This window comes from Amaricoccus sp., from assembly GCF_017993425.1.
In the GTDB taxonomy this organism is placed as follows: domain Bacteria; phylum Pseudomonadota; class Alphaproteobacteria; order Rhodobacterales; family Rhodobacteraceae; genus Amaricoccus.
In genome coordinates this window covers 121,451-145,813 of record NZ_JAGOMQ010000002.1, presented here as the reverse complement: position 1 = coordinate 145,813, position 24,363 = coordinate 121,451, and the positions used below count along the sequence as shown (strand labels likewise).

General features: G+C 73.1%; 25 protein-coding genes. 13 read left to right on the top strand and 12 right to left on the bottom strand.

Annotation, left to right across the window (positions count from 1 at the left end):
- Positions 1–70 precede the first annotated feature (70 nt).
- From KBB57_RS01680 to KBB57_RS01655, 6 genes are all read right to left on the bottom strand, one after another.
- Complete coding sequence (locus KBB57_RS01680) at positions 71–790, bottom strand: sulfate ABC transporter ATP-binding protein (RefSeq protein ID WP_290745799.1); 720 nt, start codon at positions 788–790, stop codon at positions 71–73.
- Positions 791–811: 21 nt separating this feature from the next.
- Positions 812–1,696 (bottom strand): sulfate ABC transporter permease subunit CysW, encoded by an 885-nt coding sequence (gene cysW / locus KBB57_RS01675; RefSeq protein WP_290745796.1) that lies wholly within the window; start codon positions 1,694–1,696, stop codon positions 812–814.
- Positions 1,689–2,006 carry a hypothetical protein gene (locus KBB57_RS01670; RefSeq protein ID WP_290745793.1) on the bottom strand — a complete coding sequence of 106 codons (318 nt, stop codon included), beginning with the start codon at positions 2,004–2,006 and terminating at the stop codon, positions 1,689–1,691. The genes cysW and KBB57_RS01670 overlap by 8 nt, the downstream gene beginning before the upstream one ends.
- Complete coding sequence (gene cysT / locus KBB57_RS01665) at positions 1,999–2,838, bottom strand: sulfate ABC transporter permease subunit CysT (RefSeq protein WP_290745790.1); 840 nt, start codon at positions 2,836–2,838, stop codon at positions 1,999–2,001. Before cysT ends, KBB57_RS01670 begins: the two co-directional genes overlap by 8 nt.
- A 5-nt stretch (positions 2,839–2,843) precedes the next feature.
- Entirely contained in the window at positions 2,844–4,025 is a 1,182-nt protein-coding gene (locus tag KBB57_RS01660; protein ID WP_290745787.1) for a sulfate ABC transporter substrate-binding protein, read from the bottom strand.
- Between the two features lie 95 nt (positions 4,026–4,120).
- A complete protein-coding gene (locus KBB57_RS01655; RefSeq protein WP_290745782.1) occupies positions 4,121–4,582 on the bottom strand; it encodes an Rrf2 family transcriptional regulator in 462 nt (153 codons plus the stop codon).
- Positions 4,583–4,774: 192 nt separating this feature from the next.
- On the opposite strand from KBB57_RS01655, the gene KBB57_RS01650 reads away from it, so the two are divergent.
- Positions 4,775–5,200, top strand: coding sequence for a cupin domain-containing protein (locus KBB57_RS01650; protein ID WP_290745780.1), 426 nt, complete (start codon positions 4,775–4,777; stop codon positions 5,198–5,200).
- 186 nt (positions 5,201–5,386) lie between these two features.
- Here the strand turns inward: KBB57_RS01650 and hisG are convergent, their stop codons facing one another.
- The 4 genes from hisG to mazG form a co-directional block, all read right to left on the bottom strand.
- Positions 5,387–6,100 carry an ATP phosphoribosyltransferase gene (hisG, locus tag KBB57_RS01645; RefSeq protein WP_290745777.1) on the bottom strand — a complete coding sequence of 238 codons (714 nt, stop codon included), beginning with the start codon at positions 6,098–6,100 and terminating at the stop codon, positions 5,387–5,389.
- Entirely contained in the window at positions 6,097–7,239 is a 1,143-nt protein-coding gene (locus tag KBB57_RS01640) for an ATP phosphoribosyltransferase regulatory subunit (RefSeq protein ID WP_290745774.1), read from the bottom strand. Before KBB57_RS01640 ends, hisG begins: the two co-directional genes overlap by 4 nt.
- A gap of 3 nt (positions 7,240–7,242) precedes the next feature.
- Positions 7,243–8,745, bottom strand: a complete 1,503-nt coding sequence (gene hisS, locus KBB57_RS01635) for a histidine--tRNA ligase (RefSeq protein ID WP_290745771.1) — start codon at positions 8,743–8,745, stop codon at positions 7,243–7,245.
- Positions 8,746–9,027: 282 nt separating this feature from the next.
- Positions 9,028–9,858 carry a nucleoside triphosphate pyrophosphohydrolase gene (mazG, locus tag KBB57_RS01630; protein WP_290745768.1) on the bottom strand — a complete coding sequence of 277 codons (831 nt, stop codon included), beginning with the start codon at positions 9,856–9,858 and terminating at the stop codon, positions 9,028–9,030.
- A gap of 156 nt (positions 9,859–10,014) precedes the next feature.
- On the opposite strand from mazG, the gene KBB57_RS01625 reads away from it, so the two are divergent.
- From KBB57_RS01625 to KBB57_RS01595, 7 genes are all read left to right on the top strand, one after another.
- Complete coding sequence (locus tag KBB57_RS01625; protein ID WP_290745765.1) at positions 10,015–11,061, top strand: RluA family pseudouridine synthase; 1,047 nt, start codon at positions 10,015–10,017, stop codon at positions 11,059–11,061.
- On the top strand, positions 11,058–11,738 hold the full coding sequence (locus tag KBB57_RS01620; RefSeq protein WP_290745762.1) for an HAD-IA family hydrolase: 681 nt from the start codon (positions 11,058–11,060) through the stop codon (positions 11,736–11,738). Before KBB57_RS01625 ends, KBB57_RS01620 begins: the two co-directional genes overlap by 4 nt.
- Positions 11,735–12,445 (top strand): ATP12 family chaperone protein, encoded by a 711-nt coding sequence (locus KBB57_RS01615; RefSeq protein ID WP_290745759.1) that lies wholly within the window; start codon positions 11,735–11,737, stop codon positions 12,443–12,445. The genes KBB57_RS01620 and KBB57_RS01615 overlap by 4 nt, the downstream gene beginning before the upstream one ends.
- 165 nt (positions 12,446–12,610) lie before the next feature.
- Positions 12,611–13,621: an amino acid ABC transporter substrate-binding protein gene (locus tag KBB57_RS01610; RefSeq protein ID WP_290745756.1), complete on the top strand. Its 1,011-nt coding sequence runs from the start codon at positions 12,611–12,613 to the stop codon at positions 13,619–13,621.
- Between the two features lie 79 nt (positions 13,622–13,700).
- Complete coding sequence (locus KBB57_RS01605) at positions 13,701–14,915, top strand: ABC transporter permease subunit (protein WP_290745753.1); 1,215 nt, start codon at positions 13,701–13,703, stop codon at positions 14,913–14,915.
- A gap of 1 nt (position 14,916) precedes the next feature.
- Positions 14,917–16,209, top strand: a complete 1,293-nt coding sequence (locus KBB57_RS01600) for an amino acid ABC transporter permease (RefSeq protein ID WP_290745750.1) — start codon at positions 14,917–14,919, stop codon at positions 16,207–16,209.
- An 11-nt stretch (positions 16,210–16,220) separates the two neighbouring features.
- Positions 16,221–17,027 carry an amino acid ABC transporter ATP-binding protein gene (locus tag KBB57_RS01595; RefSeq protein ID WP_290745747.1) on the top strand — a complete coding sequence of 269 codons (807 nt, stop codon included), beginning with the start codon at positions 16,221–16,223 and terminating at the stop codon, positions 17,025–17,027.
- 633 nt (positions 17,028–17,660) lie between these two features.
- Here KBB57_RS01595 and KBB57_RS01590 read toward each other — a convergent pair.
- Positions 17,661–18,242: a calcium-binding protein gene (locus KBB57_RS01590; RefSeq protein ID WP_290745744.1), complete on the bottom strand. Its 582-nt coding sequence runs from the start codon at positions 18,240–18,242 to the stop codon at positions 17,661–17,663.
- Between the two features lie 172 nt (positions 18,243–18,414).
- Between KBB57_RS01590 and KBB57_RS01585 the strand changes: the two genes are divergently transcribed.
- From KBB57_RS01585 to KBB57_RS01575, 3 genes are read left to right on the top strand one after another with little or no spacing between them, the layout of a single operon-like run.
- Complete coding sequence (locus KBB57_RS01585; RefSeq protein ID WP_290745741.1) at positions 18,415–18,768, top strand: PepSY domain-containing protein; 354 nt, start codon at positions 18,415–18,417, stop codon at positions 18,766–18,768.
- Between the two features lie 4 nt (positions 18,769–18,772).
- Positions 18,773–19,441, top strand: coding sequence for a response regulator transcription factor (locus KBB57_RS01580; protein WP_290745738.1), 669 nt, complete (start codon positions 18,773–18,775; stop codon positions 19,439–19,441).
- On the top strand, positions 19,438–20,766 hold the full coding sequence (locus tag KBB57_RS01575) for a sensor histidine kinase (protein WP_290745735.1): 1,329 nt from the start codon (positions 19,438–19,440) through the stop codon (positions 20,764–20,766). Before KBB57_RS01580 ends, KBB57_RS01575 begins: the two co-directional genes overlap by 4 nt.
- Before the next feature lie 9 nt (positions 20,767–20,775).
- Here the strand turns inward: KBB57_RS01575 and parE are convergent, their stop codons facing one another.
- Positions 20,776–22,761 carry a DNA topoisomerase IV subunit B gene (gene parE, locus KBB57_RS01570; protein WP_290745732.1) on the bottom strand — a complete coding sequence of 662 codons (1,986 nt, stop codon included), beginning with the start codon at positions 22,759–22,761 and terminating at the stop codon, positions 20,776–20,778.
- Positions 22,762–22,860: 99 nt separating this feature from the next.
- Between parE and KBB57_RS01565 the strand changes: the two genes are divergently transcribed.
- Positions 22,861–23,664 carry a DUF3445 domain-containing protein gene (locus tag KBB57_RS01565; RefSeq protein WP_290745730.1) on the top strand — a complete coding sequence of 268 codons (804 nt, stop codon included), beginning with the start codon at positions 22,861–22,863 and terminating at the stop codon, positions 23,662–23,664.
- Positions 23,661–24,356 carry an NAD-dependent deacylase gene (locus tag KBB57_RS01560; protein WP_290745934.1) on the top strand — a complete coding sequence of 232 codons (696 nt, stop codon included), beginning with the start codon at positions 23,661–23,663 and terminating at the stop codon, positions 24,354–24,356. Before KBB57_RS01565 ends, KBB57_RS01560 begins: the two co-directional genes overlap by 4 nt.
- Positions 24,357–24,363: the final 7 nt, after the last annotated feature.

The window sequence follows — 24,363 nt, the reverse complement described above, 5'->3', positions numbered from 1 at the left end:
CGGAAACGCGGAGCGCCGCCCGGGCGGGGACCGGGCGGCGCGGTTTCGTCGCGGGCGCCTGCGGCCGGGGTCAGGCCGCCAGGAACTCGCGCACGAAGCGGGTGGCGGGCCGGGCGCGGATCGCGTCGGGCGCGCCGGTCTGCTCGATGCGGCCCATCGACATCACCACGACGAGGTCGGCGAGCTCCATCGCCTCGTCCTGGTCGTGGGTGACGAAGACCGTGGTGAGCCCGGTCTGGTCGTGGATCTCGCGCAGGCCCGTGCGCAGCTCCTTGCGGACGCGGGCGTCGAGCGCCCCGAAGGGCTCGTCGAGGAGCAGCATCCGCGGCTCGATGGCGAGCGCGCGGGCGAGCGCCACGCGCTGGCGCTGGCCGCCGGAGAGCTGCGCCGGGTAGCGCCGAGCGATGTCGGGGAGCTGGATCAGGCCGAGGAGCTTGTTCACCCGCCGGTCGATCTCGGCGCCGGTGGGGCGCTCGCGGCGCGGCCGGGCGCGGAGCCCGTAGGCGATGTTCTCGAACACCGTCATGTGCTTGAAGAGCGCGTAGTGCTGGAACACGAAGCCGGCGCGGCGCTCCTGGACCGAGAGGTTGGTGGCGTCCTGGCCGTCGAACAGCACCCGCCCCTGGTCGGGCCGCTCGAGGCCGCCGAGGATGCGCAGGAGCGTGGTCTTTCCCGATCCCGACGGCCCGAGCAGCGCGACGAGCGCGCCCGAGGGGATGGCGAGGCTCACCGGATGGAGCGCGGTGGTTGTCCCGAACTCCTTGGCGAGGTCTTCGATCTCGATATGCATGGTGCTACCCCCGGATACTGGTCAATGGCGACGGCTGGCCGCGAGCTGGTCGGCGTAGCGCCACTCGAGGCCGGACTTGAGGACGAGCGTGACGAGCGCCAGCGCCGCGAGGAGCGCCGCCATGGTGAAGGCGGCGACCGAGAGGTACTCGTTGTAGAGCATCTCGATCATCAGCGGCATGGTCGCGGTCTGGCCGCGGATGCGGCCGGACACGACCGCAACGGCGCCGAACTCGCCCATGGCGCGGGCGTTGCAGAGCAGCACCCCGTAGAGCAGCGCCCAGCGGACGTTCGGCAGCGTCACCGTCAGGAAGGTCCGCCAGCCCGAGGCCCCGAGCGTCAGCGCCGCCTCCTCCTCGGAGCGGCCCTGCTCCTGCATCACCGGGATGAGCTCGCGGGCGACGAAGGGGAAGGTGACGAACATCGTGGCGAGCACGATCGCCGGCACGGCGAAGACGACCTGCACCCCGTGGGCGACCAGCCAGCCGCCGAGCGCCGAGTTGGCGCCGAAGAGCAGCACGAGGCTGAGGCCGGCGACGACCGGCGAGACCGAGAACGGCAGGTCGATCAGCGTGATCAGGAACGCCTTGCCGCGGAAGTCGAACTTGGCGATCGCCCAGGCGGCGGCGAGGCCGAAGGCGGCGTTGAGCGGCACGGCGATCGCCGCGGTGATCAGCGTCAGCCGGATCGCCGACAGCGCGTCGCGCTCGCCGAGGGCGGAGACCGCGGCGACGATCCCGTCCTTGAACGCCTCGGCGAAGACCGTGACGAGCGGGGCGAAGAGCGCGATGGCGAGCAGGCCGACGACGATGGCGATCAGGCCGCGGCGGACCCAGGCGGGCTCCTCCGTCGGCGAGGCGCCCCGCCAGGCGGCCGCGCGGGGCGCGGGATAGGTTGCGTCAGTCATGGCGGAGCCTCCGGGCGACGGCGCGCACGGGCGCCGGGGCGGGCTGCGGCCCGGCGGCCGCGGCGTGGAGCAGGCAGAGCGAGGCGAGGCATCCTGCCGCGAGCGCCGCGGGGACGATCCCGGCGGCGGCGAGCGTCACGGCGGCGAGGGCCGCCGTCGCTGCTGGAGTCACGGCGGCGAGGGCCGCCGTGGCTGCGAGGGGGATGCCGGCCCCGGGCTTCGCGGGGTCGCTGGCGACCCGGGACCGGCGGTTGACGGCGCGAGCGGCGGGGACCACGGGCGCCGTGTCGGAGGCGGCGAGGCTACGCATCGGCGAACCTCCTGCGACTCCAGACCTGGATGAGGTTGATGGCGAGCAGCATCGCGAAGGAGATCGCCAGCATGGCGATGGCGATGGCGACCGCCCCGTCGTAGTCGAACTCCTCGAGCCGGATGACGATGAGGAGCGGCGCGATCTCGGTCACGTTCGGCAGGTTGCCGGCGATGAAGATCACCGACCCGTACTCCCCGACCGAGCGCGCGAAGGCGAGCGCGCCCCCGGTGAGCAGCGCCGGCGCCAGCGTCGGCAGGACCACCCGCACGAAGGTGCGCGCCCGCGACGCCCCCAGCGTCGCCGAGGCCTCCTCGACCTCGCGCTCGAGCTCCTCGATCACCGGCTGAACCGTGCGGACCACGAAGGGCAGCCCGACGAAGACCAGCGCCACGAAGATGCCGAGCCGCGTATAGGCGACCTGGATGCCGAGCGGCGCCAGCGCCGCGCCGAAGACCCCGTTCGGCGCGTAGAGGGTGGTGAGCGCGATGCCGGCGACCGCCGTCGGCAGCGCGAAGGGCAGGTCGACGGTGGCGTCGATCAGCTTGCGCCCCCAGAAGCGGTAGCGCGTCAGCGTCCAGGCCACGGCGAGGCCGAAGACGAGGTTGAAGAGCGCCGCGTAGAGCGACGTCATGAACGACAGCTCCAGCGCCGACCAGACCCGGGGACGGTTGATCGTCTCCCAGAGCCCGACCGGCCCGACGAGCGCGCCCCTGAACAGGAGCGCGCCGATCGGCAGGAGGACGACGCAGGACAGCATCGCCGCGGTGATGCCGAAGCTTATCCCGAAGCCCGGCAAGGGCGACGAAGCGCGAAAGGCGACCCCTCGCATCGCGCTTACTGCCCGACGTAGATCTGGTCGAACACGCCGCCGTCGGCGAAGTGCTCCGGCTGCGCCTTGCCCCAGCCGCCGAAGTGGTCGATCGAGACCAGCTCCAGCTTCGGGAAGCGCGCCACGTCCTCGGGATTGGCCTCCGAGGTGTCCCAGGCGCGGTAGAAGTTCTTGAAGGCGATGGCCTGGCCCTCGGGCGAGTAGAGGAAGTCGAGATAGGCCTTGGCCGCCTTCGCCTGCTCCTCGCTGTGGATGTTGCTCTCGACGATCGCCACCGGCGGCTCGGCGAGCATGGAGACCGTCGGCACGACGATGTCGAACTTGTCGTCGCCGAGCTCCTTCAGCGCGAGATGCGCCTCGTTCTCCCAGGCGAGCAGGACGTCGCCGATGCCGCGCTGCGCGAAGGTGGTCGTCGAGCCGCGGGCGCCGGTGTCGAGGACCGGCACGTGGCTGAAGAGCTTGCCGACGAAGCCGCGCGGGTCCTGGCCGTTCTGCTCGGCCCAGGCCCAGGCCGCGAGGTAGTTCCAGCGCGCGCCGCCCGAGGTCTTCGGGTTCGGGGTGATGACCTGCACGCCGTCGGCGATCAGGTCGTCCCAGTCCTCGATGTGCTTCGGGTTGCCCTCGCGGACGAGGAAGACGATCGTCGATGTGTAGGGCGACGAGTTGTGCGGCAGCTTCGACTGCCAGTCGGCCGGGATCTTGCCCGACTTCGTCGCGATCGCGTCGATGTCGGAGGCGAGCGCCAGCGTCACCACCTGCGCGTCGAGCCCGTCGATCACCGCGCGGGCCTGGCTGCCGGAGCCGCCATGCGAGGCCTCGACCTCGATCGCCGGGTTGCCGGCCGCCGCCCACTCCTCGGCGAACGCGGCGTTGATGTCGCGGTAGAGCTCGCGGGTCGGGTCGTAGGAGACGTTGAGGAGCGTGAGCGCCGCCTGCGCCGCCGCCGGGTGGGGCGCGAGGCCGGTCGCCAGCAGGGCCGCGGCGAGCGCCGTGGCGCTGGCCGCGCCGAAGGGCCAGCGCCGCCGCGGCGCGGGCGGCGCGTCGGAACGGCGCACGGGCTGGGGAGCGAGATGCACGCCGCCGAACATGTCGAAGACGAGGGTCACGGTCTCGGGGGCGGTCTCGGCGTCGAGGGCGGCGGCCGGGTTCGCCTCGGCGCGCGCCTCTCGGGGCAGATAGCTGTCCATGGAAGCCTCCAGTGATTTCCCCATTATCACGACAGACTCTATCGTGTTTCACAAGTAGAAAATCCCCGGAGTGTTAACGCAGCCTTTTCAGATGGTTAGATCTCTACCGGCGTCGCCTCGCCGGCCGCGATGATCGAATCGTCGGTCAGCAGGTCGGCCAGCGTCAGCGATTCCAGCATGAGGAGGTAGCCGGCGAAGAGCTCGCCGAAGACCTTGCGGAGCCGGCAGGTCGCCTCGTCGGCGCAGTCCTCGCAGCGGCGGTAGGCGAGGCGGGAGAGGCACGGGAGCGGCGCGATGGGGCCGTCGACGAGGCGGAGGACCTCGCCGATCGCGATCTGGCGCGGCTCCTTGATCAGGAAGTAGCCGCCGTCGCGGCCGCGGCGGCTGCCGATGTAGCCGCCGTTGCGGAGATCGATCAGGATGTGCTCGAGGAAGCGCTTGGGGGTGCCGCCGCGGTCGGCGACCTCCTCGATCCGCAGCGAGCCGCCGCCGCGGGCGCGCTCCTCGCCGAGGACGATCAGGGCCTTGATCGCGTATTTCGTCTTGAGGGACAGCATCCTGCGACCCGAAGTAGGACATCGGGCGCGCGATTGAAAGCCCCGCGGAGGCGGGATGCGCCGCCCGGCGCGCCCGGCCTCGCCGCGGCCCGGACGAGCGGCGCGGTCGGGCGCCGCGCCGCGGCGGCGCCCTCAGGAATCGCGCTCCGGGCGCTATGATCCGGGGAGACGATTCGGGAGAGGAGCACCCCCATGTCCGACGCGCCCGAGGACTGCACCCTGATCCGCCCCGGCGGCAGCTACCACGGCAAGCAGGGCTTCGACTACGTCGCCGGCGTCTCCGCCGAGACCGCCGGATCCCGCGGCGTCTGCATGCACCTCCTGACCATCCCGCCGGGCGGCCGGGCCAACGCCCATCTTCACGAGAGCCATGAGACGGCGATCTACATGATCGAGGGCGTGACCGAGATGCGCTACGGCCCGCGGCTGGAGCGACGGATGACGGCGCGCGCCGGCGACATGGTCTACATTCCGGCCGGGATGCCGCACCTGCCGTGGAATCCCGGCCCCGGCCCCGCCGTCGCCGTCATCGCGCGCACCGACCCCAACGAGCAGGAGAGCGTCGTCCTCCTGCCCGAGCTCGACGCCCTCGTCGCCGCGGAGGAGGGCAGCGCATAGACCCTCTCCGCCCGGCCGCCGGACTCACCCGGCAGCCACGTCCGACCCCTGCAAGCCATCGTCAACCTTCGTGACGAAAGGGTTGACGGTTTTGGAATTATCCTTAAATTACAGTAGCTTGACCTTGCTAACACGCGTGTTAGCGCGTGATATCGGCGGGCGGGCCGCGGCGCCCACCCCGGCCGCTCAGGCCCCGGCCGGCGCGGCGAGGCCCAGCCGGGCCGCGAGCGCAATCCGGAGGGCGCGGCGCTCCGGCGTGTCCCGGCCCGCCCGGCTCGCGAAGAGCGTCGCCTGGCTGCGCAGGATCAGGCCGTCGTCGAGGACGCGCAGGTGGTTGTCCCGCAGCGTCTCGCCCGTGCTGGTGATGTCGACGATCGCCTCCGCGGTCAGGTTCTTGACGCTGCCCTCGGTCGCGCCGGCGCTGTCGACGAGGGCGTAGTCGGCGACGCCGTGGCGGCGGAAGAACTCCCGCGCCAGCCGCCGGTACTTCGTCGCCACCCGCAGCCGCCGCCCGTGCCGGGCCCGGAACGCCGCCGCCGCCGCGTCGAGGTCGGACATGTCCCGGACGTCGATCCAGAAGGCCGGCACCGCGACGACGAGGTCGGCGAAGCCGAAGCCCATCCCGGCCAGCTCCTCCATCCGCTCGGCCCAGCCGGGGATCTCCTCGCGCACCAGATCCTGCCCGGTCACCCCGAGGTCGAGCCGCCCGGCGGCCAGCTCGCCCGGGATCTCCGCCGCGGCGAGCAGGACGAGCGCCAGCTCCGGCGCGCCCTCGACCCGGCCGGCATATTCCCTCCCCGCGCCGGTGCGCGCGATCGTCACGCCGCGCGCGCCGAACCAGGCGATGGTCTCCTCCTGGAGCCGCCCCTTCGACGGGATGCCGAGCCGGAGCCGGGTCACGCCTCCGCCTCCGAGAGCGCCAGCAGCGCCTCCGGCCGGACGATGCCGCCGACCGCGGGCACGCCCCGGCCGCCGCCGAGGATGCGCGTCAGCGTGTCGTAGCGGCCGCCGCTGGCGATCGGCGGCAGGTCGGCGCGCCCGCGCGCCACCGCGCCGAAGACGAAGCCGTCGTAGTATTCGAGCGTCGTCCGCCCGAAGCTGCCCTCGAAGCGCAGCGTGGCCGGCTCCACCCCCCGCGCCGCGATCGCCTCGAGCCGCGCGTCGAGCCGCTCCGCCGCCGGCGTGAGCCCGGGCAGGTCGACCGCTATCTCGCGCAGCCGCGCCAGCGCCGCCGGGGCGGGGCCGGCCACGGCCAGCACCGCCTCGAGCCCCGCCACCGCGCGCGGATCGAGCGGCGGCGTCCCCGCCTCGACCCGCAGCCGCGCCAGGCGGTCCAGCACCTCGTCCTCGCCGCGCGCCCCGACCGGCGCCCCTGCCCCGGCGACCAGCGCCTCCGCCCCGCCCGCCGCGATGGCGGCGAGGAGCCCGGCCCGTCCCGCGGTCACCTCGGCGTGCCGCGCCCCGTAGCGCTCCAGCATCACGTGGAAGCGCGCCGGCCGCCACAGGTGCCGCCGCAGCGCCGCCTTGCGCGCCGCCGGCGTGTCGAGCGCGTCGATCACCGCGAGCGGCAGGCCGAGGTCGCCGACCACGAGCTCGACCGGCGCGTCGCCGAGCGCGTCGAGGATCCGCCGCAGCGCCTCGGCGTCCGCCGCGGCGGCGTCGGCGCCGCCGAAGAGCTCGACCCCGGCCTGGAGATACTCGCGCCCCTGGTCCGAGCCGCCGTCCTGCCGCCGCCAGACCGGCCCGCAATAGGCGTAGGCCCCCCGCGCCCGCCCGGTCTCCATGTGGAGCCGCACGATCGGCACGGTGAAGTCCGGGCGCAGCATCATCTCCGCCCCGTCGTCGGCGGTGACGAAGGCGCGGGCGCGGATGTCCTCGCCGTAGAGGTCGAGGAGCACGTCCGCCGGTTGCAGCGCGGCCAGCTCGACATAGTCCGCCTCGCGGCCGAGCGCCGCCACCACGCGCGCCGCCGCCTCCTCCAGCCGGGCGAGGCCGGGCCCGAGGCGCGCCCCGGGCAGATGCGGGCGGTCGGAAACCATCCCCTAGCCGCCCGTCCGGGCGAGCATCTCCCGCACCGCGGCGACGAGGCCCGCGCGCGGCGCCTCGACCTGCGCCGGCTGCGCCTTCCAGGCCCCGTGGTCCTCGATCTCGGCCGCGAGCCGCGCCCCGAGCGCGAGGTCCTTGAGCTGCACGACGCCGCGCGCCCGCTCGTCCTCGCCGGCGATCACCGCCACCGGCGAGCGCCGCTGATCGGCGTACTTGAGCTGCCGGCCGACGTTGCCGCCGCCGAGGAACACCTCGGCGCGGACGCCCGCGGCGCGCAGCTCGGCCGCCATCGCCTGGTACTCGGCCATGGCGTCGCGGTCCATCACCGTCACCACCACCGGCCCCGGCTCCGCGGCGCCGGCGCGGCCCCTGGCGGCCAGCGCCGCCAGCAGCCGGTCGACGCCCACCGAGACGCCGGTCGCCGGCACCGCCTGCCCGGTGAAGCGCCGGACGAGGTCGTCGTAGCGGCCGCCGCCGGCGACCGAGCCGAACTGCCGCGGCCTGCCCTTGTCGTCGAGGATCTCGAAGGTCAGCTCCGCCTCGCAGACCGGCCCGGTGTAGTAGCCGAGGCCGCGCACCACGGCGGGGTCGATCACGACGCGGTCGGGCCCGTAGCCCTGCGCCTCGAGGAGCTCGGCGATGGCGGCGAGCTCCTGCACGCCCTCGACGCCCACGGGCGAGCCGGCGACGATCTCGGCGAGGCGGGCGCAGGTCGCCGCCGCGCTGTCGCGGCGCGCCTCGCTGAGCCCGAGGATGCAGGCCGCCTGCTCGTCGGAGAGGCCCGCGCCGGGGGTGAAGTCGCCGCTCTCGTCGCGCCGCCCCGCGCCGAGGAGCGCGCGCACCCCGTCGGTTCCCAGCCGGTCGAGCTTGTCGACCGCGCGCATGACGATGCCCCGCCGCTCCGCCCCCGCCTCGGGGTCGGCCGGGTCGAAGAGGCCGGCGGCCTGCAGGGCGCCGTTCAGCACCTTGCGGTCGTTGATGCGCACCACGTAGTCGCCCCGGGCGATGCCGGCCGCCTCGAGCGCGTCGGCGAGCATCGCCGCCATCTCGGCGTCGGCCGCGACGGTTCCCGCGCCGACGGTGTCGGCGTCGCACTGGGTGAACTGGCGGAAGCGTCCCGGGCCGGGCTTCTCGTTCCGCCAGACCGGGCCAACCTGGTAGCGGCGATAGGGGGTGGGCAGACTGTTGCGGTGCTGCGCGAACACGCGGGCGAGCGGCGCCGTCAGGTCGTAGCGCAGCGCCAGCCAGCCCTCGTCCGGGTCGTCCCAGGCGAAGACGCCGCCCTGCGGCCGGTCGACGTCGGGCAGGAACTTGCCCAGCGCCTCGACGGTCTCCACCGCGCTCGTCTCCAGCGGGTCGAAGCCGTAGCGGTGGTAGACCCCGGTGATGCGGTCGAGCATCGCCGCGCGGGCGCGCACCTCGGCCCCGAACCAGTCGCGGAAGCCCCGCGGCGTCTCGGCGCGCGGGCGTCGGGGCTTCGGATCCTTGTCCTTCGGCATGGGGGCTCTCCGCTTCGGGCGCCCCTTAGCCCATGCGCCCGGATGCGGCAAGCGCGCGCCCCGCGGCCACGCCCCGGCCGCCTGGAGCCTCGCGTCGGACGCCGGCAAGGCCTGCGGCCCCCGGCCCGACCGGCCCTATCACGCGTGATAGCCGGACCTAACACGCGTGATAGCCGGATCAAGTCACTGTATTATAATTACAATCTCATAGCATCAACCAATTGGAAAGGAAGGTTGACGCCCTTTCGGTCCGGTCGCGCGCCGCCCCGGAGGCCCGCGCCCTCAGCCCGTCCGCTCGGCCGCCTTGGCGGCGTTCCAGAGGGCGTCCATCTCGGCGAGGTCGGACTGCTCGGGGCCGCGGCCGTCGCAGGCCAGCGCCGCCTCGATGGCGTGGAAGCGCCGGGTGAACTTGGCGTTGGCGGCGCGCAACGCCGCCTCGGGATCGACGCCGAGGTGGCGGGCGAGGTTCGCCATCACGAACAGGAGGTCGCCGAATTCCTCCGCGACCTTGCCCGCGTCGCCGGCGTCGCGGGCCTCGACCAGCTCCGCCGTCTCCTCGGCGATCTTGTCGAGCACCGCGCCGGCGTCCGGCCAGTCGAAGCCGACGCGCGCCGCGCGGTTCTGCAGCTTCACCGCGCGCAGGAGCGCCGGCAGCCCCATCGCCACCCCGTCGAGCGCGCTCGGCCGCACCGGCCGGGCGGCGCGCTCGGCCGCCTTGATCGCCTCCCAGTCGCGGGTCTGCTCGGCGGCGCTCTTGTCGCGGCTCTCGGCGCCGAAGACGTGGGGGTGGCGACGGATCATCTTGTCGGAGACGCCGCGCGCGACGTCGTCGAAGCCGAAATGGCCGGCCTCGCGGGCCATCTGGGCGTGGTAGACCACCTGGAGGAGCAGATCGCCCAGCTCGTCGCGCAGCTCGCCCATGGCGCCGCGCTCGATGGCGTCGGCGACCTCGTAGGCCTCCTCGATCGTGTAGGGGGCGATCGTGGCGAAGTCCTGCTCGAGGTCCCAGGGGCAGCCGCGCTCGGGGTCGCGCAGGCGCGCCATGATGGCGACCAGCCGCGGCAGGCCGCCGTCGGGGTCGAGGAGGAGCGGGTCGTCGTCGGGCTCGGCCATGGCGGGCCACCCTAGCGGGCGCGGCGGGCGGGCGGAAGGGGAGGCGGAAGGGGAGGCGCGCGCTTGACAAAGCGCGGCGCGGGAGGCCTTTGGGGGCGAAATCCGGGAGCCCGCCTTGTCCCTGCCTCGACCGATCGCGCCGCCGCGCCGGGCCGCATGAGCGGCGTCCGGCAGATCGTGCTCGGCGAGGACGCGGACGGCCAGCGCCTCGACCGCTGGCTGCGGCGGCTGCACCCGCATCTCGGCCAGGGGTTGATCGAGCGGATGTGCCGCAAGGGCGAGATCCGGCTCGACGGCGGGCGGACGCAGGCCTCGGCGCGGCTGGCGCCCGGGCAGACGCTGCGGCTGCCGCCGATCCCGGAGGGCGAGGCCCCTGTCCCGCCGGGCGCGCGGGCGGCGGTCTCGGACGAGGACGCGGCGATGATCCGCGCCGCGGTGATCTATCGCGACGACGACGTGATCGCGCTCAACAAGCCCGCCGGGCTGGCGACGCAGGGCGGCACCGGCACGACCCGGCATGTCGACGGGCTCGCCGAGGCCCTGCGCTTCGGCGCGGACGAGAAGCCCCGGCTGGTGCATCGGCTCGACCGCGACACCTCCGGCGTGCTGCTGCTGGCGCGGAGCGCGCGGGCGGCGGCGGGGCTCGCGAAGGCCTTCCAGGCGCGGGACGCACGCAAGATCTACTGGGCGGTCACCGCCGGGGCTCCGAAGCCGCCGGCGGCGACGATCCGCTACGGCCTCGTCAAGGCCGGCGGGCACGGCGCCGGCGGCGAGGGCGAGAAGATGCGCATCGTCCATCCCGACGCGGTGGCGACGACCGAGGGGGCGAAGCGCGCGACGACCGACTACACCACGATCGACGCGGCCGGGCGGCGCGCCGCCTGGGTGGCGCTCGCGCCGCTGACCGGGCGGACGCACCAGCTCCGCGCCCACATGGCGGCGATCGGCCATCCGATCGCCGGCGACGGCAAGTACGGCGGATCGGGACAGGAGAACGCCGGCGAGGGCTGGGGGGCGCAGCTCGGCGGCTCGGTCAGCCGCAAGCTGCACCTGCATTCCCGCTCGCTCGCCCTCGTCCACCCGGCCACCGGCAAGCGGCTGGCGCTGGTGGCCGAGCTGCCCGAGCACATGGCGCGGACCTTCGCGCTCTTCGGCTGGCGGCCCGGCGACGCGCCGGCGGATCCGTTCGAGGAACGCCCGTGACCCGGCAGCTCGTCGTCTTCGACGTCGACGGGACGCTGGTCGACAGCCAGCACGTCATCCTCGCCTCGATGGACGCGGCCTTCGCCGCCATCGGGCGGGCGCGGCCGGGGGACGCGGACGTGCTCGCCATCGTCGGCCTGTCGCTGCCCGAGGCGATGGCGGCGCTTGCCCCCGAGCTCGACGCCGCCGCTCGCGGCGCGCTGGTCGAGGGGTATCGCAGCAGCTTCCTCGCCGCCCGCGCCGCCGGCGGGGGGGAGTCGGCCGCGCCGCTCTATCCCGGCGCGCGGGCGGCGCTCGAGCGGCTGTCCGCCGATCCGGCGACGCTGCTCGGGGTGGCGACGGGCAAGGCGCGGCGGGGACTCGACCACGTGCTGCACGCCCATGGCCTCGCCGGGCTCTTCGCCACCGCGCAGACCGCGGACGGCCACCCCTCGAAGCCGCATCCCTCGATGCTGCGCGCGGCCCTCGCCGAGACGGGATGCGCGCCGGAGGCGGCGGCGATGGTCGGCGACACGGCGTTCGACATCGAGATGGGCCGCGCCGCCGGCCTCGCGACGATCGGCGTCGCCTGGGGCTACCACCCGCGCGCCCGGCTGGAGGCGGCGGGCGCGGATGTGGTGATCGAGGACTTCGGCGCGCTCGACGCGGCGCTCGACCGGCTGCGGGCGCGGCCGTGAAGCCGGGGGACCGCAGGTTCTGGACCGAAGCGACGGTCGAGCCGGCCGCGGACGGCTTCGGCGTGAGCCTCGACGGCAAGCCGCTGATGACGCCGGCCGGCAAGCCGCTCGCCGCGCCTGCCCGCGCGCTCGCCGAGGCGGTGGCGGAGGAGTGGCGCGCCGTCGAGGGCGCCATCCGACCCGAAGCGATGCCCTTCACCCGCGCGGTCAACGTCGCGGTCGACCGGATCGATGCGGCGCGCGCGGCGGTTGTCGAGCAGATCGCCGCCTACGGCGAGAGCGACCTGCTCTGCTACCGCGCGGCGGCGCCCGAGGCGCTGCGGCGGCGGCAGGAGGCGGCCTGGGACCCGGTGCTCGCCTGGGCCGCCGAGGCGCTCGCCGCGCGGCTCCTGACCGGCGAGGGCGTGATGCACCGGCTCCAGCCGCAGGCGAGCCTCGACGCGCTCGCGGCCGCGCTGATCGGCGAGGACGCCTTCGCGCTGACGGCGCTCCACGAGCTGACCACGCTCTCGGGCTCGCTCGTGCTGGCGCTCGCGGTGCGCCGCGGCGCGCTCGACCCCGACGAGGCCTGGGCGCTGTCGCGGGTCGACGAGGCCTGGCAGGCCGAGCAATGGGGCGAGGACGCCGAGGCGGTCCAGGCGGCCGCGCGGCGCCGGCAGGACTTCCTGAACGCCGCCAAACTGCTGGAAATGCTCGCAAGCCGCTGATCGTTCTGCATCCACGGCGTCATTCCGCGCTCCGTTGACCGAAACCGGGCAGAGCGCCTTGACGCACGCCGGTTTGGCGGCAAGCATGACGGAGCGCTCGAAACTACGCCTCCGGGCCCTAGGTCCAAACGACGGCGAGGTGCGCCAACAGGGAAGAGGACGTTCATGACCAGAACAGCATTACTGGCCGGCGCCGCGCTCGCAGCGTTCGCGGCCGCCGCCTCGGCGGGGACGCTCGACGACGTGAAGGCGCGCGGCGTGCTCAAATGCGGCACCAACGCGGGCCTCGCCGGCTTCGCGGCGCCGGACTCCAGCGGTCGCTGGGACGGCTTCGACATCGCCTATTGCCGCGCGCTCGCGGCGGCCGTGCTCGGCGACGGCGAGAAGATCGAGTTCACCCCGACCACCACCGAGACGCGCTTCACCGCGCTCTCCTCGGGCGAGGTCGACGTGCTGGCGCGCAACTCCACCTGGACGCTGTCGCGCGACGCCGACCTGAAGCTGACCTTCGTCGGCGTCAACTACTACGACGGCCAGGGCTTCATGGTGCCGGCGGAGCTCGGCGTCACCTCGGCGCTGGAGCTCGACGGCGCGACGATCTGCATCCAGACCGGCACGACGACCGAGCTGAACCTCGCCGACTTCTTCAAGGCGAACAACATCAGCTACCAGCCGGTGCCGATCCAGACCAACGCGGAGGGCAACCAGCAGTACCTCGCCGGCGCCTGCGACGCCTACACCACCGACATCTCCGGCCTCGCGGCGAGCCGCGCCACCTACGAGGATCCCTCGGCGCACATCATCCTGCCGGAGGTGATCTCCAAGGAGCCGCTCGGCCCGATCGTGCGCCACGGCGACGACCAGTGGGCCGACATCGCCCGCTGGACGCTGAACGCGCTGGTCGCCGCCGAGGAATACGGCGTCACCTCCGCCAACCTCGAGGAGATGAAGGCCTCGCCGAACCCGGAGGTGAAGCGCCTGCTCGGCACGGAGGGCGACCTCGGCGCCATGCTCGGCCTCGACAAGGACTGGGCCGTGCGCGCGATCAGCGTCGGCGGCAACTACGGCGAGATCTTCGCCCGCCACATCGGCGAGGGCACGCCCTCGAACCTCGCCCGCGGCCTCAACGCCCAGTGGACCGAGGGCGGCCTGCAGTTCTCCCCGCCGTTCCGTTGATCCCCGGCGCGCCCGGACGCCCCGCTCGCGGGCGTCCGGGCCGCTCCCGCCGCGGCGCCGACACCTCAGGAGGACCGTGATGGCCAGCATCGACTACGGCGAGCGGCCGTTCCGCCTCGGAATGCTGCTTTCGGACACGCGCTACAGGTCGATGACCATCCAGGTCGTCGCGGTGATGGCCTTCATGCTCGTCATCGCCTGGCTCGTGAACAACACGATCCAGAACCTCTCCGCCCTCGGCAAGACGTTCGACTTCGGCTTCCTCTCGTCGCGCGCCGGCTACGACATCAACCAGGCGCTGATCCCCTACACCAACGACAGCACCCATGGCCGCGCGGCGGTGGTGGGGATCCTGAACACCATCCTCGTGGCGGTCCTCGGCTGCATCCTCGCCACGGCGATCGGGGTGCTGATCGGCGTGCTGCGGCTCTCGAACAACTGGATCGTGTCGCGGCTCGCCGGGGCCTATGTCGACATCTTCCGCAACGTGCCGGTGCTGCTCTGGATCCTCGCGCTGATGGCGGTCATCACCGACCTGACGCCGGCCCCGGCCGCGTTCCGGGGCGAGAACGCCGCGGCGCAGATGCTGTTCAACGACTCGGTGGCGGTGACGAACCGCGGCCTCTTCATCCCCTGGCCCGTCTTCGGGCCCGGCTGGCAGGTGGTGGTCGGGGCCTTCGTGCTGTCGCTCGTCGCCATCGTGGTCTTCGGGCGCTGGGCCGCGGCGCGGCAGGAGGCGACCGGGCAGGCGCTGCCGACGCCGTGGATCAAGCTCGGGCTGCTGATCCTGCCGACGCTTCTCGTCGACATGGCGATGGGCGGCCCGATCTCGCTCGATTATCCGGTGCTGCAGCGGTTCAACTTCCAGGGCGGCGGCTTCGTCGACAAGGCGCTGGTGGCGCTGACGCTGGCGCTCTCGCTCTATACCGGCGCCTTCATCGCCGAGAACGTTCGCGCCGGCATCCAGGCGGTTTCGCGCGGGCAGTCCGAGGCGGCGGCGGCGCTGGGGCTCCGGCCGAACCGGATCATGAGCCTCGTGGTGCTGCCCCAGGCGCTGCGGGTGATCATCCCGCCGCTGATCTCGCAATACCTGAACCTGACCAAGAACTCCTCGCTCGCCATCGCGGTCGGCTACATGGACGTGCGCGCGACGCTCGGCGGCATCACCATGAACCAGACCGGCCGCGAGCTCGAATGCATGCTGCTGCTGATGGGGTTCTACCTGCTCGTCAGCCTGACGGTGTCGTCGGCGATGAACTGGTACAACGCCCGCGTCTCGCTGAAGGAGCGGTGAGATGACCGACGTGACCTTCGTCCGCGGCGAGATGCTGCCCCCGCAGACGGCGCCCGGCGCGACCCGCGGGCCGGTCGGCTGGGCGCGCGCGAACCTGTTCTCGTCCTGGCTGAACGCGATCCTGACCCTCCTCGCCGGCGGCGCCGTGCTGTGGCTCGTCGCCCATGCCTGGCCCTGGTTCGCGCATTCGGTCTGGAACGCGGGCTCGCTTGCCGAATGCCGCGAGACCATCAAGGCGACCTGGGGGCCGGACGCATCCGGGGCCTGCTTCGCGGTGATCCGGCAGCGCTGGCACCAGTTCCTGTTCGGGTTCTACCCGCCCGCGCTCTACTGGCGGCCGACGCTCGCCTTCGCGCTCCTCTTCGTCGCGCTGGCCCCGATCCTGTTTCCGCGGGTGCCGCGGGGGCTGCTGTGGTTCTCCATCGCCTATCCCGGCGTGGCCTACTGGCTGCTGTGGGGCGGGCCGATCAGCGTGCCGCTCGCCGTTTACGCCGGGTTCGGCGTCGGCGCGCTGGCGATGCGGCTCGTCGCGCCGCTGTCGTCGCGGCTGCTCGCCGTCATCGTGGCGGTGCTCGTGACGATCGTGTGGTGGCTCTATCTCGCCGGGCCGGTCGCGCGGGCGTTGCCCGTCCTGCCGCTGACGCCGGTCGCCTCGAAGCAGTTCGGCGGGTTCATGCTGTCGATCACCATCGGCGTGACCGGCATCGCCTTCTCGCTGCCGCTCGGCATCCTGCTGGCGCTGGGGCGGCGGTCGCACATGTTCTTCGTCAAGACGATCTGCGTCGGCTTCATCGAGTTCATCCGCGGCGTGCCGCTGATCACGCTGCTGCTCGTCGCGACGTTCCTGCTCAACGTGTTCCTGCCGCCGGGGACGAACTTCGACATCATCCTGCGCGTCATCATCATGGTGACGCTGTTCGCCGCCGCCTACATGGCCGAGATCGTGCGCGGCGGCCTCGCGGCGCTGCCGCGCGGCCAGTACGAGGCGGCGGACGCGCTCGGGCTCGACTACTGGCAGGCGATGCGGCTGATCGTCATGCCGCAGGCGCTGAAGGTGTCGATCCCGAACATCGTCTCGAACTTCATCTCGCTCTTCAAGGACACCACGCTCGTCGCCATCATCGGGCTTCTCGACCCGATCGGGCTCACCACGTCGATCCGCGCCGACTCGAGCTGGAACGGCATCGTCTGGGAGCTCTACGGCTTCGTGGCGCTGGTGTTCTTCGTTTGCTGCTACGGCATGTCGCTCTATTCCAAGCATCTGGAGCGCAGGCTCCGCACCGATCATCGCTAGGAGGCCTCAGAATGTCCGAGCCCCACCCCGTCGACGCCGCCGAGCTCGAGCCGGTCGATCCGCGAAAGCTGAAGGTCTCCGAGGAGGTCGCGATCGAGATCGTCGGCATGAACAAGTGGTACGGCCAGTTCCACGTGCTGCGCGACATCAACCTGACGGTGAACCGGGGCGAGCGGATCGTGATCTGCGGGCCCTCGGGGTCGGGCAAGTCGACGCTGATCCGCTGCATCAACCGGCTGGAGGAGCACCAGAAGGGCAAGATCATCGTCGACGGGATCGAGCTGACCACCGATCTCAAGAACATCGACAAGATCCGTTCCGAGGTCGGGATGGTGTTCCAGCACTTCAACCTGTTCCCGCACCTGACCATCCTCGAGAACTGCACCCTCGCCCCGATCTGGGTCCGCAAGACCCCGAAGAAGGAGGCCGAGGAAACCGCGATGCATTACCTGCGCAAGGTGAAGATCCCCGAGCAGGCCAGCAAGTATCCGGGCCAGTTGTCGGGTGGTCAGCAGCAGCGCGTGGCGATAGCGCGGTCGCTCTGCATGAAGCCGAAGATCATGCTGTTCGACGAGCCCACCTCGGCGCTCGACCCGGAGATGATCAAGGAGGTGCTCGACACCATGATCGAGCTCGCCAAGGAGGGGATGACGATGCTCTGCGTCACCCACGAGATGGGCTTCGCGCAGGCGGTGGCGAACCGGGTGATCTTCATGGACCAAGGGCAGATCGTCGAGCAGAACGAGCCGCTGGCGTTCTTCTCCAACCCGCAGTCGGAGCGGACGAAGCTGTTCCTGAGCCAGATCCTCGGGCACTGACGGCTGGACGCCGGCGCGGCCCGGCAACCCCCGGCGAGGCTTGGGAAAAACCCGGGCTGGAACGCAGCTGGCACACTGCACGACACTTGTCTGCCCTGCTGGATCCACGGGGCGCGCGCGAGCGCCGAGCGACCGAAGCGGGCTTGCCCGCGAGGCCCGGCGCGACAGGCGAAAGCACGGCTTTCGCCGCGCCGACGGCTGGAGCGCGTTGGCGCGGAAGCCGTGAGGGGCGCCGATTTCTCCGGGAGCGCGCCATCCGTCCGTGAGCGCCCCGGCGAGCGCCGCAACGCGCTCGCCCCCCGCAGGGGCGATCGCGGACGGATTTGCCACGGGTCAAATCCGTCGGGCGTCAGTGTCGCGGCCAGCCTCGGGCCGGGCTTCCTCTCCACTGTCGTGCAGTGTGCGCGGCTGGAATCCGGCTTGCCGCTTTTTAACGGCGCGTTGACGCGGGGCGGTCGACGGGGCGCGGCGCGCCGGCTCGGGTGACCGCGTCGGACTTCCGTCCCGCCCGGGCTCCCGCGCCGGCGGTTGCACCCGGCCCCGGGGATATCTCACGGGGCATCGGCGGGGATGGCGGCGGCGGCCTCGGGCGAGGCGACCGGGCCGCTCCGGCCCGGCCGCCGCAGCGCGACTTCAGAAGATGAAGTCGCTCGCGCCGAGCTGGGAGAGGTCGATGTCGACGAGGGTCAGGCTGCCGCCGGCGCCGAAGTCGAAGACCACGTTGTCGCCTTCCTGCTCGGCATAGGCGAGCGCCTGGCTGGCGGTGCGGAAGTTGAAGTCGTCGAAGTCGATGCGGTCGTAGCCGTCCTGGAAGTCGGTGATCGTGTCGTTGCCGTCGCCGCGCTCGAACTCGAAGACGTCGGAGCCCGTGCCGCCGGTCAGCCGGTCGTCGCCCGCGCCGCCGTCGAGCCGGTCGTTGCCCGACCCGCCGTAGAGCCGGTCGTTCCCCGAGCCGCCGTCGAGCTCGTCGCGGCCGGTGCCGCCGTAGAGGCTGTCGTTGCCCGAGCCGCCGTCGAGCTCGTCGTCGCCGTCCTCGCCGTGGAGGATGTCGTTGCCGGCGCCGCCGTCGAGCTCGTCGTTGCCCGTGCCGCCGTAGAGGCGATCGTTTCCGCTGCGACCCTCGATCTCGTCGTTGCCGCCGAGGCCGCGGATGATGTCGGCCAGGGTGGTGCCGGTCAGCTCGTTGCCGCGGTCGTTGCCGGTGATCGTCGCCATGGTGTTCTCCTTCTTCGTGTCTGTCCCGGCGGCTCTTGCGCCCCGGAGGCTGCTCGCGGGTCCCGACCTCTTGCTGCGGTCCCGACGACGCCGATATGCAGCGAGTCGCCTGACGGCCGCCTGATGGCCCGCGTCAGCGTCCCGTCAGGTTCCCTCAGGCATGGTGTCCGCCATGCGACGCCCTGCCCTCCCCCTCGCCGCGCTCTGCGCCGCCGCCCTCCTCGCCCCCCTGAGCGCGGACGGACAGGGCGCGCCCGCCCCCGCGACGCCGGACACCGCGACGCTCGACCCGGACTTCGAGCAGGCGCTCGGCGCGGTGCAGCGCGGCGAGATCCGTCGGCTGAGCGACATCCTGCCGCAGGTCGAGGCGCAGTTCGGCGGCCGCGCCATCGAGACCGAGATCGAGACCGACGACGGCCGCTGGGTCTACGAGATGGAGATCCTCACCGCCGACGGCCGCCTTTTCGAGGTGGACGTGGACGCCGTGACGGGCGAAGTGATCGACGTCGAGGAGGAGGTCGATTGAGCCCATGCGGGCGCTCGCCGTCGAGGACGATCCGCGCATCTCGCGCGACCTGGTCGCTGCGCTGACCGCGGCGGGATTCCGCGTCGAGACCGCGTCCGACGGCGAGACGGCGTGGTTCCTCGGCGACACCGAGGACTACGACCTGATCGTGCTCGACCTCGGCCTGCCGCGGATGGACGGGCTCGCGGCGCTGAAGCGCTGGCGGGCGAACGGGCGCGAGACGCCGGTGCTGATCCTCTCGGCCCGCGGCGCCTGGTCCGAGCGGGTCGACGGCATCGACGCCGGGGCGGACGACTACCTGCCGAAGCCCTTCCGCATGGAGGAGCTGGTCGCGCGCGCCCGCGCGCTGGTGCGCCGCTCGGCCGGGCGCGGCGGCGCGGTGCAGGAGGTGGGCGGCCTCGTCATCGACACGACGCGGATGAGCGTCGCGCTGAACGGCCGGCCCCTCGTGCTCTCGGCGCTGGAGTACCGGCTGGTCGCCTTCCTCGCCCTGCAGCCGGGCAAGGTGGTGCCGCCGACCGAGCTTCTCGAGCATCTCTACGGCGACGACGACGCGCGGGAGGCGAACGCGCTCGAGGCGCTGGTCGCGCGGGTGCGCCGCAAGGTCGGGCCCGGGGTGATCGGCACGCGCCGGGGCTTCGGCTACTTCCTCGAGGAGGGGGCGGCGGGGTGAGCCGCGGCTCGCTGCGGCTGCGCTTCCTGATCGCCGGCGCGGCGGCGCTGACGGCGACGCTCGCCGTCGCCGCGCTCGGGCTGGCGCTGCTCTTCGACCGCCATGTCGAGCGGATCGCCGTCGTCGACCTGTCGGCCGAGCTCGACCATCTCGCCGCCGGGCTCGGCCAGGGGCCGGAGGGGCTGACCGTGGCGCGTCCGCTGTCGGACCCGCGCTACGTCCAGCCGCTCTCGGGGTCCTACTGGCAGGTGGAGACCGGGGGCCGGACGCTGCGCTCGCGCTCGCTCTGGGACGCGACGCTGGCGCTGCCGCCGCGGACGGCGGCCGACCCGAACCTGCGCGAGCTGCACCTGGCCGGGCCGCGGGGCGAGCCGATGCTGGTCGCCTCGCGGGCGCTCCGCCTCGGCGATCGCACCGCCGAGGCGACGGTGGCGATGGACCGCGGCGACCTCACCCGGGCGCGCCGCGCCTTCCTGCGCGACCTCGCACCCTATCTCGGCCTCCTCGCCGCGGCGCTCCTCGCGGCGGGCTGGGCGCAGGTGAGCGTCGGCCTGCGCCCGCTGGCCCATATCGGCGAGCGGGTGGCCGCCCTGCGCTCGGGCGGCGCGGCGCGGCTCGGCGAGGATTTCCCGGCGGAGGTGCGCCCGCTCGCCGCCGAGATCGACGCGCTGATCGCGGCGCGCGAGGCGGACGTCGCGCGGGCGCGGGCGCGGGCCGGGGATCTCGCGCACGGGCTGAAGACGCCGCTCCAGGCGCTGATCGGCGAGGCGGCGAGGCTGCGCGCCGCGGGAAGCCCGTCGGCGGCGCAGGGGATCGAGGACGTCGCCCGCGCCATCGACCGCCATGTCGAGCGCGAGCTGGCGCGCGCCCGCGTCGCCGGGGCCGCGCGCGCCGCCTCCGCCGACCCGGCCGCCGCGATCGCCGGGGTGCTCGCGGTGCTGAAGCGCACGCCGGAGGGGCGGCGGGTGGCCTGGGACGTCCGCGTCGAGCCGGCGCTGCGGGCGCGCATCGACCAGGCCGACCTGATCGAGGCGCTCGGCGCGCTCGCCGAGAACGCCGCCCGCCACGCCGCGAGCCGGGTCACCCTGATCGCGGCCCGCCGGGGCGCGCTGGCGGCCGTGGGCGTGCGCGACGACGGGCCGGGGGCGCCGCCCGAGGCGCTGGCGCGGATGCGCGCGCGGGGCGAGCGGCTCGACTCCCGCTTCCCCGGCCAGGGCCTCGGCCTCGCCATCGCCGCCGAGATCGCCGAGGGCGCCGGCGGCAGCCTCGACCTCGCGGACGCGGGGCCGGGGCTGGAGGCGACGCTGCTGCTGCCGGCGGCCTGAAGGCGGCGGTCAGACGTCGAGCTCCTCGACGAAGCGGGCGTTCTCCTGGATGTACTGGAAGCGCAGCTCGGGCTTCTTGCCCATCAGGCGCTCGACGAGGTCGCCGGTGGCCGCGGCCTCCTCGCCGACGGTGACGCGGATGAGCGTCCGCGAGGCGGGGCTCATCGTCGTCTCCTTGAGCTGGGCGGGCATCATCTCGCCGAGGCCCTTGAAGCGCGAGACCTCGATCCTGCCGCGGCCGCCGAGGCCCTTCGCCAGCAGGCGGTCGCGCGCGGCCTCGTCGCGGGCGTAGACCGAGCGGGCGCCCTGCGTCAGCCGGAAGAGCGGCGGGGCGGCGAGGAAGAGCCGGCCCGCGTCGATGAGGGGGCGCATCTGGGTGAAGAAGAACGTCATCAGGAGCGCCGCGATATGGGCGCCGTCGACGTCGGCGTCGGTCATGATGACGATCTTCTCGTAGCGCAGATCTTCGAGGTTGAACCGCGTCCCGGACTGCACGCCCATGGCGAGCGCGAGGTCGGAGAGCTCCTGGTTGGCGGAGGCCTTCGAGGCGGCGGCGCCGAGAACGTTGAGGATCTTGCCGCGGAGGGGGAGGACCGCCTGGAACTTGCGGTCGCGCGCCTGCTTGGCGGAGCCGCCGGCGCTGTCGCCCTCGACGAGGAAGAGCTCGGATCCGTCGCGCGTCGCGCCGGAGCAGTCGGCGAGCTTGCCGGGCAGGCGGAGCTTCTTGACCGGGGTCTTGCGCGCCGTCTCCTTCTCGGCGCGGCGCTTCAGCCGCTCCTCGGCGGTCAGCACGAGGTAGTCGAGGACGGCGCCGGCGGTGCGGGTGTCGGCGGCGAGCCAGTTGTCGAAGCGGTCGCGCACCGCGCCCTCGACCAGCCGCGCCGCTTCCTGCGTCGCGAGGCGGTCCTTGGTCTGGCCGACGAACTCGGGCTCGCGGACGAAGACCGAGATCATCGCGCAGGCGGCCGCGGCGACGTCGTCGCGGGTGACCTGCGCCGCCTTGCGGTTGGAGACGAGGTCGCCGTAGCTGCGCAGGCCCTTGAGGATCGCCGCCCAGAAGCCCTGCTCGTGGGTGCCGCCCTCCGGCGTCGGGATGGTGTTGCAGTAGGAGGAGACGAAGGGGTCGTGCTGGGGCGTCCAGTTGATCGCCCATTCGACCGAGCCGACCGTGCCGTCGCCGAAGCGCTCGCCGAAGTCGACCTTGCCGGCGAAGGGCTTCTCCGCATAGGTCTGCGCCCCTTCCAGCCGCTCGCCGAGGTAGTCGGAGAGGCCGCCGGGGAAGTGGAAGACCGCCTGCTCGGGGGTGTCCTCGCCCGCGGGGATGCAGGACGGATCGCAGCGCCAGCGGATCTCGACGCCGGAGTAGAGGTAGGCCTTGGAGCGCACCATCCTGAGCATCCGCGCCGGCTTCAGGTGGGCGTTCGCGCCGAAGATCTGCGGGTCGGGGTGGAAGGTCGTCGTGGTGCCGCGGCGGTTCGGGGTGGGCCCGAGGCTCGCCAGCGGGCCGGTCGGATGGCCGCGGCTGAACTCCTGCGCCCAGAGCTGCTTGCCGCGGGCGACCTCGACGCGGAGGTGGTCGGAGAGCGCGTTCACCACCGAGACGCCGACGCCGTGCAGGCCGCCGGAGGTCTGGTAGGCCTTGTCGGAGAACTTGCCGCCCGCGTGGAGGGTGCAGAGGATCACCTCGAGCGCGGACTTGTCCGGGAAGCGCGGGTGCGGGTCGACCGGGATGCCGCGGCCGTTGTCGCGGACGGTGACCGAGAAGTCGGCGTGGAGCTCGACCTCGATGCGGTTGGCGTGGCCGGCCACGGCCTCGTCCATCGAGTTGTCGAGCACCTCGGCGACGAGGTGGTGGAGCGCCCGCTCGTCGGTGCCGCCGATATACATCCCGGGCCGCTTGCGGACCGGCTCCAGCCCTTCCAGCACCTCGATCGCCGAGGCGTCGTAGGCGCGGGATGCGGCGTCGTCGCCGAAGAGATCGGGGGCGTGGACCATGCGAGGCCTTTTCTTTCTCGCGCGCCTTGGCCAGTCTGCGGCGCGGGACTGCTCCCTGCCTCTATATCTTGAAGGGCCTTCCCGGCAAAGGGGTTCGACATGCCGACCGTCCTGCAGGAGAGCCTGCCGCTCGCACCGTGGATGAGCGAGCACATGCTGCGCCTGCCCGGGACCGGCCCGATCCCGCTCGCCGAGTGGCTCCAGCGCGACGACGCCTATGCCGCGCAGATGGCCGCCCGGGACGCGCTGGTCGCGGAGCGCGCCGACGCCGTCCATGGGCTGCTGCCCGGGGCGGAGGCGGCGGCGGAGGAGCTGCTGGGGCTCGTGCTCGCGCATCTCGACGGCGTGGCGGGGTATGTCCGGGAGGGGGACGCGGTGACCCGGCCGGACGGCGTGCGGGTCGGGCTCGACGGGCCGCCGCTCCTCGTCGCCGGGCGGCTGGTGCAGGAGGACCTGTGCCTGCTCGACAAGGCGGCGGGCGAGGAGGAGCACCGGCTGGTCGGGGCGATCCTGTGCTTTCCGTCGAACTGGACGCTGGCGCAGAAGCTCGGGGGCACGCTCGGGCGCATCCACCTGCCGATCGAGAGCTACGACGCGGGGGTCGCGCGGCGGGTGCAGCGGATGTTCGACCTGATCCGGCCGGAGGCGCCGGTGATGCGGGCGAACCTGATCGTCTACAGCGAGGGCGACCTCCACAACCCGCGGGCGGAGTTCGAGCGCCACACGCCCGCGCCCGGGACGGGGCGGTTCGTGCGCGTCGAGCGGCAGACCATGCTGCGTCTGCCGCGGACGCGGGCGATGGTGTTCTCGATCCACACCTACATGGTGGCGCTGTCGGCGCTGACCCCTGAGCAGCGGGCGGGGCTCGAGGCGGCGCGGCCCGGCGCCTTCGAGCCCGCCTGATGCGGGTCTTCGTGCTGACCGGCGCCGGGGTGTCGGCGGAGAGCGGGCTCGGCACGTTTCGCGACGCGGGCGGGATCTGGGCGCGGTTCGACCCGATGAAGCTGGCGACGCCGGAGGCGTTCGCGGCCGACCCGGAGACGGTGCATGAGTTCTACAACCTGCGAAGGCGGAACCTGATCGAGGCGGCGCCGAACGCGGCCCATGCGGCGCTGGCGCGGCTCGCCGGCGGGGTGGAGCTGTTCCTCTGCACGCAGAACATCGACGACCTGCACGAGCGGGCGGGGAGCCCGCAGGTGCATCACATGCATGGCGAGCTGCTGGTCGCCCGCTGCGGCTGGTGCGGCCGGCGGGAGGAATGCCGGGGCGACCTCTCGGTCGAGACGATCTGCGAGGGGTGCTGGCGGGTGGGCGGGATGCGGCCGGACGTGGTCTGGTTCGGGGAGATGCCCTATGGGCTCGACGTGATCGAGGCGCGGCTGGCGGAGGCGGACCTGTTCGTCGCGGTCGGCACGTCGGGCGCCGTCTATCCGGCGGCGGGCTATGTCGCGATGGCGCGGGAGCTCGGGATCCGCACGGTGGAGATCAACCTCGCCCCTTCGGACAACGCCGGCGCCTTCGACGAGCGGCGGTACGGGCCGGCCACGACGGAGGCTCCGCGCTTCGTCGCGGAGCTGCTGGGCCAGGGCGGATAGGGGCGCT

Bases quoted from the DNA above. Each gene is read 5' to 3' on its own strand.
- hisS (WP_290745771.1), bottom strand. From the start codon at position 8,745: ATGCCGAAGGACAAGGATCCGAAGCCCCGACGCCCGCGCGCCGAGACG.
- mazG (WP_290745768.1), bottom strand. From the start codon at position 9,858: ATGGCCGAGCCCGACGACGACCCGCTCCTCCTCGACCCCGACGGCGGC.
- KBB57_RS01670 (WP_290745793.1), bottom strand. From the start codon at position 2,006: ATGCGTAGCCTCGCCGCCTCCGACACGGCGCCCGTGGTCCCCGCCGCT.
- KBB57_RS01565 (WP_290745730.1), top strand. From the start codon at position 22,861: ATGCCGACCGTCCTGCAGGAGAGCCTGCCGCTCGCACCGTGGATGAGC.
- KBB57_RS01590 (WP_290745744.1), bottom strand. From the start codon at position 18,242: ATGGCGACGATCACCGGCAACGACCGCGGCAACGAGCTGACCGGCACC.
- KBB57_RS01640 (WP_290745774.1), bottom strand. From the start codon at position 7,239: ATGGTTTCCGACCGCCCGCATCTGCCCGGGGCGCGCCTCGGGCCCGGC.
- parE (WP_290745732.1), bottom strand. From the start codon at position 22,761: ATGGTCCACGCCCCCGATCTCTTCGGCGACGACGCCGCATCCCGCGCC.
- KBB57_RS01605 (WP_290745753.1), top strand. From the start codon at position 13,701: ATGGCCAGCATCGACTACGGCGAGCGGCCGTTCCGCCTCGGAATGCTG.
- KBB57_RS01580 (WP_290745738.1), top strand. From the start codon at position 18,773: ATGCGGGCGCTCGCCGTCGAGGACGATCCGCGCATCTCGCGCGACCTG.
- cysW (WP_290745796.1), bottom strand. From the start codon at position 1,696: ATGACTGACGCAACCTATCCCGCGCCCCGCGCGGCCGCCTGGCGGGGC.
- KBB57_RS01595 (WP_290745747.1), top strand. From the start codon at position 16,221: ATGTCCGAGCCCCACCCCGTCGACGCCGCCGAGCTCGAGCCGGTCGAT.
- KBB57_RS01660 (WP_290745787.1), bottom strand. From the start codon at position 4,025: ATGGACAGCTATCTGCCCCGAGAGGCGCGCGCCGAGGCGAACCCGGCC.
- KBB57_RS01585 (WP_290745741.1), top strand. From the start codon at position 18,415: ATGCGACGCCCTGCCCTCCCCCTCGCCGCGCTCTGCGCCGCCGCCCTC.
- KBB57_RS01655 (WP_290745782.1), bottom strand. From the start codon at position 4,582: ATGCTGTCCCTCAAGACGAAATACGCGATCAAGGCCCTGATCGTCCTC.
- KBB57_RS01650 (WP_290745780.1), top strand. From the start codon at position 4,775: ATGTCCGACGCGCCCGAGGACTGCACCCTGATCCGCCCCGGCGGCAGC.
- KBB57_RS01600 (WP_290745750.1), top strand. From the start codon at position 14,917: ATGACCGACGTGACCTTCGTCCGCGGCGAGATGCTGCCCCCGCAGACG.
- KBB57_RS01625 (WP_290745765.1), top strand. From the start codon at position 10,015: ATGAGCGGCGTCCGGCAGATCGTGCTCGGCGAGGACGCGGACGGCCAG.
- KBB57_RS01680 (WP_290745799.1), bottom strand. From the start codon at position 790: ATGCATATCGAGATCGAAGACCTCGCCAAGGAGTTCGGGACAACCACC.
- KBB57_RS01610 (WP_290745756.1), top strand. From the start codon at position 12,611: ATGACCAGAACAGCATTACTGGCCGGCGCCGCGCTCGCAGCGTTCGCG.
- cysT (WP_290745790.1), bottom strand. From the start codon at position 2,838: ATGCGAGGGGTCGCCTTTCGCGCTTCGTCGCCCTTGCCGGGCTTCGGG.